The sequence below is a fragment of the Amycolatopsis saalfeldensis genome (assembly GCF_900110575.1).
GTDB lineage: Bacteria > Actinomycetota > Actinomycetes > Mycobacteriales > Pseudonocardiaceae > Amycolatopsis > Amycolatopsis saalfeldensis.
Window position 1 is genome coordinate 100,320 of sequence record NZ_FOEF01000007.1, and the last position, 10,619, is coordinate 110,938.

At 71.8% G+C, this 10,619-nt stretch carries 11 protein-coding genes; 5 read left to right on the forward strand and 6 right to left on the reverse strand.

Annotated features, from left to right (window positions below; all coding sequences use genetic code 11):
* Position 1 precedes the first annotated feature (1 nt).
* The 6 genes from BMY97_RS17960 to BMY97_RS17980 form a co-directional block, all read right to left on the reverse strand.
* A complete protein-coding gene (locus BMY97_RS17960) occupies positions 2-1,429 on the reverse strand; it encodes an amidase (protein WP_177231409.1) in 1,428 nt (475 codons plus the stop codon).
* Positions 1,426-2,016, reverse strand: coding sequence for a TetR/AcrR family transcriptional regulator (locus tag BMY97_RS17965; RefSeq protein ID WP_091618016.1), 591 nt, complete (start codon positions 2,014-2,016; stop codon positions 1,426-1,428). The genes BMY97_RS17960 and BMY97_RS17965 overlap by 4 nt, the downstream gene beginning before the upstream one ends.
* Positions 2,017-2,102: 86 nt before the next feature.
* Complete coding sequence (locus BMY97_RS17970; RefSeq protein WP_091618017.1) at positions 2,103-2,891, reverse strand: IclR family transcriptional regulator; 789 nt, start codon at positions 2,889-2,891, stop codon at positions 2,103-2,105.
* Positions 2,892-2,912: 21 nt separating this feature from the next.
* Positions 2,913-3,866, reverse strand: coding sequence for a PDR/VanB family oxidoreductase (locus BMY97_RS17975; protein WP_091618018.1), 954 nt, complete (start codon positions 3,864-3,866; stop codon positions 2,913-2,915).
* On the reverse strand, positions 3,863-4,039 hold the full coding sequence (locus BMY97_RS47075) for a hypothetical protein (RefSeq protein ID WP_177231410.1): 177 nt from the start codon (positions 4,037-4,039) through the stop codon (positions 3,863-3,865). The genes BMY97_RS17975 and BMY97_RS47075 overlap by 4 nt, the downstream gene beginning before the upstream one ends.
* Positions 4,036-5,085, reverse strand: coding sequence for an aromatic ring-hydroxylating dioxygenase subunit alpha (locus BMY97_RS17980; protein WP_091618019.1), 1,050 nt, complete (start codon positions 5,083-5,085; stop codon positions 4,036-4,038). Before BMY97_RS17980 ends, BMY97_RS47075 begins: the two co-directional genes overlap by 4 nt.
* 191 nt (positions 5,086-5,276) lie before the next feature.
* Here BMY97_RS17980 and BMY97_RS17985 point away from each other — a divergent pair, with 191 nt between their 5' ends.
* From BMY97_RS17985 to BMY97_RS18005, 5 genes are all read left to right on the forward strand, one after another.
* Entirely contained in the window at positions 5,277-5,750 is a 474-nt protein-coding gene (locus BMY97_RS17985) for a MarR family winged helix-turn-helix transcriptional regulator (protein ID WP_091618020.1), read from the forward strand.
* A 137-nt stretch (positions 5,751-5,887) separates the two neighbouring features.
* Positions 5,888-7,285, forward strand: a complete 1,398-nt coding sequence (locus BMY97_RS17990; protein ID WP_091618021.1) for an MFS transporter — start codon at positions 5,888-5,890, stop codon at positions 7,283-7,285.
* 38 nt (positions 7,286-7,323) lie between these two features.
* Positions 7,324-8,496: a M24 family metallopeptidase gene (locus BMY97_RS17995; protein WP_091618022.1), complete on the forward strand. Its 1,173-nt coding sequence runs from the start codon at positions 7,324-7,326 to the stop codon at positions 8,494-8,496.
* On the forward strand, positions 8,493-9,539 hold the full coding sequence (locus BMY97_RS47080; RefSeq protein ID WP_091618023.1) for an aminopeptidase P family N-terminal domain-containing protein: 1,047 nt from the start codon (positions 8,493-8,495) through the stop codon (positions 9,537-9,539). The genes BMY97_RS17995 and BMY97_RS47080 overlap by 4 nt, the downstream gene beginning before the upstream one ends.
* On the forward strand, positions 9,536-10,615 hold the full coding sequence (locus BMY97_RS18005) for an ornithine cyclodeaminase family protein (RefSeq protein ID WP_143086219.1): 1,080 nt from the start codon (positions 9,536-9,538) through the stop codon (positions 10,613-10,615). Before BMY97_RS47080 ends, BMY97_RS18005 begins: the two co-directional genes overlap by 4 nt.
* Positions 10,616-10,619 lie beyond the last annotated feature (4 nt).

The following is a 10,619-nucleotide window of genomic DNA, read 5'->3' on the forward strand; positions in this document are numbered from 1 at the left end:
TCTAGTCGCGCCAGCACGGCGGATGGACATCGGTGTGGGGTCCGGCGGATTCGAGCGCGGCGGCCAGCGCGAGCAACCGCGCGTCCTGCCGCTGGTGTCCCACGAGCTGGAACCCGTGTGGCATCCCGTTTTCGTCGAGGTGCGAAGGCATCGCGACGGCCGGCACCCCGGTGAAGTTGGCCCATGGGGTGTGGCAGGACCAGGCCAGCATCCGGTCCACCACGTGGTCCGGGCCTTGCGCGTCGTAGTGCCCGAACGGGACCGGCGGGCCGTTCGTGGTGGGGGTGAGGGCGAAGTCGAACTCCGCCAGCGCCGCCAGCAGGGTGCTCGAGTAGCGGGCCAGGGTGTTCTGGAACACGACGGTGTCGGTGCCGCTCAGCCGTTCGCCGACCGACAGCAGATGAGTGTTGTGCGGAGTCAGCAGATCCCGGCTCCCCGGCGGCAGCATCGTCCGGACGGCGGTCGCGATCGAGGCGCCGAACATGTGCAGGACCGCTTGCCGGGTCGCGGCGTCGAAGCGCGCCGGGATACCGATTTCTTCGACCTGGTGTCCCTGCGCGCGCAGGAGTCCGGCCGCGTGCCGGGCGGCACGCACCGCTTCGGGATGGGCCTCGACACCGTCGACCCCGGTCTCGGTCCACATCGCGATCCGCAGCGGGCGGCCGGGTGGCTGGGCCACGGCGTCGGTGAAGCTTCCCCCGCTGTCCCAGCCGTACAGGTCGCCGGGATGCGCGTGGCCGATGACATCGAGCATCAGCGCGGCGTCTTCGACCGTCCGCGCGATCGGCCCGTCGACCCCGGCGGAGAAGTAGGTGGTCGCGGGCGCCATGCTCACCAGGCCCCGGCTCGGTTTCACGCCGACGAGGTGGCAGGCCGCGGCGGGAGTGCGGATCGAGCCGGCGCCGTCACTGCCGTGCGCGAGCGGGAGCAGGCCCGCGGCCACTGCGGTCGCCGCGCCGCCGCTGGAGCCGCTCGAATAGTGGCCCGCCGCGTACGGCGTCGCCGAGGGCCGGGCAGTCACCTTGTTCTCGGTATAACAGGCGCTGCCGAGTTCGGGCGTGTTGGTCTTGCCCAGCAAGACGATTCCGGACTCGCGCAGCAACCGCACGGTCCAGCAATCGGCTTCCGGCACGTAGCCGGCCATGGCGGCCGAGCCAAGCGTGGTCCGCACACCCGCGGTCGCGGACAAATCCTTGATGCCGAAGGGAAGGCCGAGCAACGGCCGGGTCTGCCCGGCCGCCAGCTCGGCGTCCGCGCGATCGGCGTCCTCCAGCGCGGACTCCGCGGTGAGCGTGACGAACGCGCCGAGCTCACCGTCGAGACGGCCGATCCGGTCCAGGTAGTGCGCGGTCAGCTCACGGGAGCTGAACTCGCGGCGGCGCAGGGCCGCCAGCTGCGCGGCGGCCGGCAGTTCATGCAGTTCGGTCACTCGCCGGTCCCCCGTCCCTCGACCAGCACGCGGTGCACCGAGCCGGCGATGAGGTCCAGCTCGCCGGGCAGCAACGGCTCTCGCAGGAAAATGTGATTGTGCATCACGGGCCCTTCCAGGAGGTCGCACACCAGGCCGAGGGTTCGGTCGAAGTCGGCGCCCGCGCTGATCTCGCCGCGTTCCACCGCCCGCCGCAACGCCTGTGCCAAAGCCTGGGTGGCGCGCTTGGATTCGGTGTGGTGGAGGTCGCCGGCCGCCGGATCACGGCGGACGTCCGCGAGCCAGGCGACGATCGCGGACGCCGGCGCCGAGGACCACCGGGCTTCGAGCGTGTCGAGCGCCGCGCGCAGATCGCTGAGCAGCGAGCCGGTGTCCGCCTCGGCCAGCGGGGCCTGATACGCGGCGACCGCGGCCGTGACCAGCTCCGCCTTACTCGCCCATCGCCGGTAGATGTCGCTGCGATGCGCGTTCGCTTCGACGGCGATCTTCGCGATGGTCAGCTCGTCGTATCCGTTCGCCAGCAGCAGCGACCACGCGGCGGCGAGCAGCCGCGCCTCCAGATCCGGATCGCGTGGGCGTCCCGCCATGGCTCCTCCCGCATTTCGCTACAGGCTGTCGCCAAACAGTAGGCCGCCCGGCGGCGCCGGGCAAGGGGCTCCGGCCGGACCACGCGTCAACGCGGACCGGCCGGGAACACCCGCGACGGGCCGCCGGCCAGGGAGCGGCAGATGCCGCGCGCCGCGGCCATCACCAAGGGGGCCAGGGCTCCCGGTTGTGCGCTGTCGGCGCGGACCACAAGGGACACTGCTGCCGTGACCGTGCCGTCGGCGGCGAAGACCGGGGCGCCGACCGAAAGGGCGTCGACGGTGACCTGGCCGTCGCTGACCGAGTAGCCGTGCTTGCGGACGTCGGCGAGGATGCGGCGGAGGCGGGCGGGGTCGCAGACGGTTTTCGGGGTGTAGCCGTGCAGGGGCGCGCCGAGCACCTCCTCCTGCACGGCCGCGGGGGCGTGGGCCAGCAGCACGAGCCCGACCCCGGTGGCGTGCAGGGCGAACCGGCCGCCGACGCGGGTCCAGACCGGGACGGCGCCGCGCCCGGCGAGGCGTTCGAGGAACACCACCTCCAGGCCCTCGCGCACGGCGAGCTGCACGTTTTCGTGCGTGACCTCGTACAGGTCCTCGAGGAACGGCATCGCCGCGTCGCGCAGGCCGAGCCCGCGCGGGGCGAGCGACGCGACCTCCCACAGCCGCAACCCGATGCGGTAACGGCCGGCCGCGTCGCGTTCCAGGGCGCCCCATTCGACCAGCTCGGCCGCCCGCCGGTGCGCGGTGGCCAGCGAAACCCCCGAGCGCCGGGCCAGCTCGCTGAGGCTGAGGTCCGCGGCGTCCGGCGTGAACGCCTCGAGCAGCGCCAGCACCTTGCTGGTCACGGAGCTGCCCGCCGCCTCGCCTTGCCGGGTCATGGCCTCACGCTACCCGCGGCTTCACAGATCCAGAATCAGTCGCGCGCCGGCGCAGCGCGACACGCAGATCATCATCACGTCCCCCGCCTCGCGTTCCGCGGTGGTGAGCACGGAGTCGCGATGGTCCGGCACGCCTTCGAGCACGCCGGTCTCGCACGTGCCGCACGTCCCTTCCCGGCAGGAGGACAACACGGGCACGCCGGACTCCTCGAGCACCGACAGGATCGAGCGGTCCGCCGGTACCCCCAGCGTCCGGCCCGACTGGGCGAGCTCGACCTCGAACGCGTCGCGCGGGCCGGTGTCGGGTTGCGCGGTGAACCGCTCAACGTGCAGCAAATCGGGCGCACACCGCTGCTCGACGGCCGCCAGCAGTGGTTCCGGGCCGCAGCAGTAGACGGCCGCGCCCGGTGTGGCCGCCAGCGCCGCGTCGAGGTCGAGCGGCCCGCGTTCGTCCTGCGGCACGAGCTCGACGCGGTCGCCGTAGCGTTCGCGCAGTTCCGCGGCGAAGGCCATCGACGCCCGGGTGCGCCCGCCGTAGAGCAGCCGCCACCCGGCCCCCGCCGCCTCCGCCGCGGCGAGCATCGGCACCAGCGGCGTGATGCCGATGCCGCCCGCCACGAACAGGTAGCGCGGCGAAGGCACCAGTTCGAAGTGGTTGCGCGGTCCGCGCACGCGCAGCCGCTCACCGCCGGCCAGGCCGTGGACGTGCGCCGAGCCCCCTCGCCCGGCCGGCTCGCGCAGCACGGCCACCTGCAGCACCGACCGGTCGGCCGGATCACCGCACAGCGAGTACTGCCGCACGAGATCCGGGCCCAGCACCAGGTCCACGTGCGCGCCCGGCTCCCACGCCGGCAGGGCCGCGCCGTCCGGGTGACGCAGGGTCAGCCGGACGACGCCCTCGGCCAGCCGTTCCGGGGCCGCCGGCACGACGTCGAACCCCCGGTCGAACTCCAGCTCGGTGGCCAGGGCGCTCATCGCCTCCCCCCGTGCCCGGCGGGGTGGGCCAGCAGCCAGTCCCACAGCTCGACCGGGTCCTGCGACTCGTGCTCGGCCCCGCAGGGGCACACGCCGACGAGCACGTCGGTGCCGAGCTTCCAGTGGATGCGCACCACGTTCTCGCCCCGCAGCATCGCCACGCGCTCGCTCATGACGGCACGACCTGCGCGCCCTCACCGGCCGCCAGCCTCTTGAGGATGCGGCGCGCGGCCAGCCCGCCGGTGTCGATGTTGACCGAAAGCTCCTGGTACCCCTCGGGTTCCGCCTCGATGACGCGTTCGAGGACGTCGAGCGCCCGCACGTCCTGGAGCACGACCGTGCGGTTGTTCTCGGCGAGGAAATCGGACACACCGGTGTCGTCGAGCGCGAAATCCCTTGCCACGGCCCAGAAGTCGTGGGTGCTGTGCTCGGTCTCCGGCGTGATCGCGTAGACGACCTCGACGTGGAAGCCGTCCGGGTCCGTGCCGTCGGCATTCGGCACCACGCCGACCGGCGCGATGCGGCTGTGCAGCAGGTACAGGCACGGCGGGTGGTACTCGATGTCCTGCCAGCGCGTGATCCGGCCTTCGATGCCGGTGGACTTCGCGTAGAACGACGGGCACTCCGCGTCGGCCATGTGGCGGCTGACGTAGATGATGCCGCGGTCCTCGTCGACCTCCGTGGTGATCGGCGTGTTCGCGACCTCCGGCGTGCCGATGTAGCCGCCGTGCAGGTAGGTCTCGTGCGAGAGGTCGAGCAGGTTGTCCACGAGCAGCTCGTAGCGCGCGGCGAGCGGTTCCATGCCGCTCACGGTGGTGCAGGCCGGGTCCGCGAGCCACGGCGCGCGCGGGATCGTGGCCGCGTCGGCCGGCTCGCGCTCGCCGATCCAGACCCACACGAAGGAGTCCTGCTCCACCACCGGGTACGAGGGAACCCTTGCGGTGCGCGGGATCCGGGCCTGGCCGGGGACGAACACGCACGAACCCCCGCTGTCGTAGGTGAAGCCGTGGTAGCCGCAGACGATCTTGTCACCGTCGAGCCGGCTCTCCGAGAGCGGGTAGCGGCGGTGCACGCAGCGGTCGGCCAGCGCGACGACGTCGCCGGATTCGGTGCGGTAGAAGACGATCGGCTCGCCGAGCACGGTACGGGAGAACAGCTCCCGGCCTATCTCGCGGCCGTATGCGGCGACGTACCACTGGTTTCGGGCGAACGCTGCCATCGACGCCTCAGAGCTCCTTCGGTCGGGGTCGGCTTCTGCAAGCTCTCACCCGCGGCGCGCCGGGGACCATCCGGGTTTTCACCCACTGAAAGACTCTCCTCGTCACGAAATCGCCTCTTCCCACGGCGCGGGGGGCGGACGTACAGTCGGCGGCATCGTTATTTCGGGTACCAGAACGTACGGGGACCAAAATGACCACCAACGACACCGAGACCTTCGACGAACTGGGCCCGGAAGCGGGGCTCGGCGAGGTCCTGCTGGCTCTGGGCGGGCGCTTGACCCGGCTCCAGACGGAGCTGCTCGCCGGGCTCGAACTGCCGCTGACCATCCGGCAGTACCGGATCCTGTCGAGGGTCGGGAGCGGCCACACGTCGCTCACGGCGCTGTGCAAGCTCGCGCACCGCAACCCGTCGACGATGTCCGAAAGCGTCGACAAGATGGTGAACCAGGACCTGCTCTCGCGCCGCCCCTCGGCCACGAGCCGGCGCACGATGCAGCTCGAGCTCACCGCCAAGGGCGTCACCGCGCGGGACAGCGCCCGGCGCGCCCTCGACAAGTTCGCGGCCGAGCTGACCGCGGGCCTCGCCCCCGGGATGCGCGACCAGTTGCTGCCCGCGCTCTCGCAGCTCTACTTCGCCGTCCAGGGCAACCTCGACGACCGGTAGGCGCACCGGCTCGCCGATGGTTTACGGCCAACGGGTTCCGCCCCCGCGCGACCAGTGAGCCGAGCCGCTGGGTTTTTCCGAGCCACTGGGTTTTTCCAAGCCACTGGGTTTTTCCAAGCCACAAGGAGGTGGCCCACATGCCCACGTCCCCATCCCCCGCGATTTCACCCCACTCCCTGCTCTCCCGCCTCGACGAGTCGGCGTTCACCGCACGGCACCTGAGGATCTACGTGACCGTCCTCATCGGACATTTCCTGTGCGGGTTCGTGATCAACCTGACCGGCGTGATCCTGCCGGGTGTCATCAAGACCTTCCACCTCACCAGTGAAGCGGCCGGCGGGTTCTCCTCGGCGCTGTTCGCGGGCATGCTCGTCGGCGCGGCCGCCGCGGGCACGATCTCCGACCGGTTCGGCCGGAGAGTGCCGCTTTCCATCACGGTGATCGTCTACGCGGTGTTCTCGCTCGCCGCGGTGTTCGCGCCCAGTTTCGGTGCCCTGGTCACCTTCCGCGCGCTGCAGGGGATCGGCCTCGGCGCCGAGATCGCCGTGGTCCTGCCCTACATCGCCGAATTCGTGCCCTCGCGCCACCGCGGCCCGCTCGTCACCGCGGCCACCGCGGCCTGGCTGATCGGACTGCCGACGGCGGCCGCGGTCGGCACCGCGGTGGTGCCGGCGTTCGGCTGGCGGGCGATGTTCGTGATCGCCACCGTGCCCGTGGTCGTCGGCGTGTTCATGCTGGCGACGCTGCCGGAGTCGGTCCGCTACCTGCTGCGCCGCGGCCGCCTCGCCGACGCGGCGGCCATCGTCGCCGGCCTGTGCCGGGGCGGCAACCCCACCGAAGCCCCCGCCGGCCGGCCCGCGGTGCCCGAAAGCGGCGGCACCGTGCGCACGCTCGTCGCCCGGCACTACCTGCGCTACACGATCGCCATCTGGTTCATGGAGGTCTGCGCCGGCGCGTTCCTCTACGGGCTCTCGAGCTGGCTGCCCTCGGTCCTGGAAGGCCAGGGCGTGGACCTGCTCAAGAGCTTCGGCTACACGGCGATCATCACCGCCGCCGGCGTGGTCGGCGCGATCCTCGCCGGGCAGCTGATCAACCGGATCGGCCGCCGCGTGGTGCTCGGCGGGGCGTTTGTCCTCAGTGGAGTCTTCTGCCTGGCCTGGGGCACCACGTCGGCGACCGGCGCGGTGATCGTGCTCGGCTCGCTCGCCACGTTCTTCGGCAGCGGCCTGGCCGGCAGCACGCTCTTCGCCTACGCCAGCGAGCTCTACCCCACGGCGAGCCGCGCGACCGGGCTCGGCTGGGCCGCGGCGTGGCAGAAGGTCGGCGGCCTCATCATGCCCGTGCTCGTCGGGTTCATCCTGGCGGCGCATGCTTCGCAGTTCCTGTTCTTCCTGGTCTTCGGGATCATCTCGATCCTCGCCGGGATCGCCGCGCTCGTGGCGACCTTCGAGACCCGCGGCCGGACCGTCGAGCAGATCACCAGTGAGATCACCGGCGAAGGGGCGCCCGCCGCCCTGGCCCCGGCGCGCTCCTGACCCGTCCGAAACCACCACCACCCCGTGGAGGGAAACCCATGACGATCGACCACGCCCCGGCGCCCGCCGGAGCGGGCCTGTCCCCCGAGGACCAGGCGGAGCTGCGGTTGCGGCACCGCAAGATCCGCGACGCGATGGCCGAGCAGGGCCTCGACGTCGTGCTGGCCTACGGCCCGGCCTGGCGGCGCGAGAACATCCGCTACTTCACCGACGTGACCCCGGCCGGCAGCGCCGCGCTCGTGGTCTTCCCCGCCGAAGGTGACGCGGTGGCGTTCTCGACCCGGCCGTCCGACCTCGCGGCCTTCACCGCGCAGGGCTGGGTCGGCGAGGCCCGGCGGCTGGACCCGGCGAACCCGGCGGAGCTGGGCGTGGTCCTCAAGGAGCTGGCGCCGCGGCGCCTCGGCATCGCCCACCACGAGCTCGTGCCGCTCGTGCTCATGGAGACGATCCGCGCCGCGGCGTCGGACGCCGAAGTCGGGTCGGCCACGAAGCTGCTCGACACCGCCCGGCTGGTGAAGAGCGAGTGGGAGCTGGCCCGGATGCGCCGCAGCGCCGTGGTCTGCGCCGCCGGCTGGGAAGCGTTCGTGGACGTGCTCAAACCGGGGCTGCCGGAGTACCGGATCGTCGCGGAGGTCGAAGCGCGGCTGAAGAACCTCGGCGCCGAGGACAACTTCATGCTCATCGCGTCCGGCCGCGACGAGGTGCGCGGCATGACCCCGCCCGGCGACCGGCGGCTCGAAGCCGGCGACCTGGTGCGGACCGAGCTCACACCCAAAATGGACGGTTACTGGCTGCAGATCTGCCGCTCCGCCGTGGTGGGCAAGGCCGACGACGGGCAGCGCAAGTCGTTCGACCTGTTCAACGAGGCCGTCGAGGCCGGCATCTCCGTGGTGCGCCCGGGCGTCACCGCGCACGAGGTGGCGGTGGCCGAGAACGACGTGTTCCGCAAGCACGGCTACGGCGAGTACTGCACCAGCGACTACACCCGCGTGCGCGGCCACGGCCACGGCCTGCACCTCGACGAGACGCCGATCATCGAGGGCAACCACACCGTGCTGCCCGAGAACTCCGTGTTCATCATCCACCCCAACACCTACACGCCGCTGGCCGGCTACCACGTGCTCGGCGACCCCGTGCGCGTGACCGCCGACGGCTGCGAAGTGCTGATCACGACCGAACGGAAGCTGTTCGAGACAGGAGGCGTGGCGTGAAACGAGGTCTGCACGTACTCGACCCCGCGGAAACCCCCGACCAGGAGTGGGGCGATCGCGTCGCCGCGCTGCAGAAGGCCATGGCGGCGCGAGGCGTCGACGTCGCGCTCGTCTACGCCGACGTGTCGCGCTCCGACGACCTCGCCTACCTGACCAACCTGTGCCTCTACTGGAACGAGGGGGTGCTGGCGATCCCCGCCGAGGGAACCGTCACGTTCCTCACGAAGCTCTCGCTGCGGGTGCAGAACTGGATGAAGGCCTCGTCGAAGGTCACGGAGTTCAGCGGTGGCAAGAACTTCGCCGACCTCGTCGCGAAGTACCTGCTGGGCAAGAAGAACGGCACGCTCGGCCTGGTCGACGCCGCGCTGTGGCCCGCCGACGTGGCCGGCGAGATCGTCGCCGCGGTGCCCGGCTGGCGGGTCGAGCGCCTCGGCGGGCTGGTCCGCGAGCAGCGGCTCGTCCCGTCGGCGGCCGAGACCGAACTGCTGCGCGCGGCCGGCCGGATCCTCGACGACGCCGCGGCCAAGGCCACGGTGGCGGGCAGCACCGCCGGCAGCCGCGTCGAGACCGTGGAACGCGCCCTGCGCGGCGGCGGTTTCCTCGACCTGTACCCGAGCTCCCTGTCCACTTCGGACGGTGTCACCTCCTTCGGTGTCACCGGGCAGTACCGCATGAACTGGGTGCATTCGAGCCGCGTCCTCGGTGACGCCGCCGGCTGGCCGGGTGCGCTCAGGGACGCGCTGAACGCGGCCATCTCCGCGGCCAAGGCCGGCGCGAGGATCGGCTCGCTCACCGAGGCAGCCGCGCCCGCGCTGGCGAAGCTGCCGGATGGCACGCGGGCCGAGGTCCGCTGGGTCAACCAGGCCGATCTGTCCACCGGCGGCGAGTTCCGCGCCCAGGACCCGGCCGCCGTCCTGGCCGACGGCGAGGCGGGCGCGGTGTCCGTGGAAGTCGCCTTCGCCGACGGCGGCAACGCGGCCGTGGCCGAGACCGTCCGCGTCACCGAAGGCGAACCGGAACACCTGACAGGAGCACTGCGGTGAGGATCCTTTCCAACGGCGACATCGAGCAGGTGCTCACCGCCGGCGAGACGCTCGACGCGCTGGAGACGGCGTACCGGGAGCTCAACTCCGGCCAGGGCGCCAACCGGCCGCGCAACCACACGTACTTCCCGGTCGAGGACAGCCGGCACCCCGGCTTCCGCTTCCGGTTCAAGTCGCAGGAGGGCGGCAACGTCTCGAGCGGCGTCTGGGCGCTGCGGATCACGTCCGACATCGCGGGCGTCGAAACGCTGCCCTCGGGAGTGCAGCGGCGCCGGCTCATCCCGGTCGCGCCGGGCGGCCGCTACGTCGGGCTCGTCACGCTCTACAGCCTGACCACGCTCGAACCGCTCGCCATCATGCACGACAGCTTCATCCAGAAGATGCGCGTCGGCGCGACCTCGGCGCTCGGCATCCGCGAACTGTCCAACCCGGACGCGACCGTCGCGGGCATGTTCGGCTCCGGCTGGCAGGCCGAGGCGCACCTGGAGTGCCTGCTGATGGTTCGGCCGAACATCGAAGAGGTCCGCGTGTACAGCCCCACGCCCGAGCACCGCGAGCAGTTCGCGAAGGTGTGGAGCGAGAAGACCGGGCGCAGGATCGTGGCCGTCGACGAGCGGCGCGACGCGGTGGCCGGCTGCCAGATCGTCACCTGCGCCACCGCGGCCATGGAAGCCTGCTTCGACGGCGCCTGGCTCGAACCGGGCACGCACGTCACGGCGATCACCTCACCCGACGGCACCGCCACCCGGCGCGAGCTGGACGACACCACGTTCGACCGCGCGGCGCGCATCACCGTGCTCTCGCGCGAGCAGGTGCACCACGACAAGCAGGACGACATCCTCGGCCCGGTCACCCGCGGCCTGAAGTCGTGGGACGACATCCGCGAGCTCGGCGACCTGCTGCTGGGCGAGGCGCCGGGGCGCACGAGCCCCGGCGACATCACCGTGTTCGCCAACAACACCGGCATGGGCGTGCAGTTCGCGGCGGTCTGCGCGCGGGCGCTGGCCCTCGCCGAAGAGCGCGGGCTCGGGCACACCGTGCCGACCGACTGGTTCCTGGAAGAGACCAGCCCGTGACCGG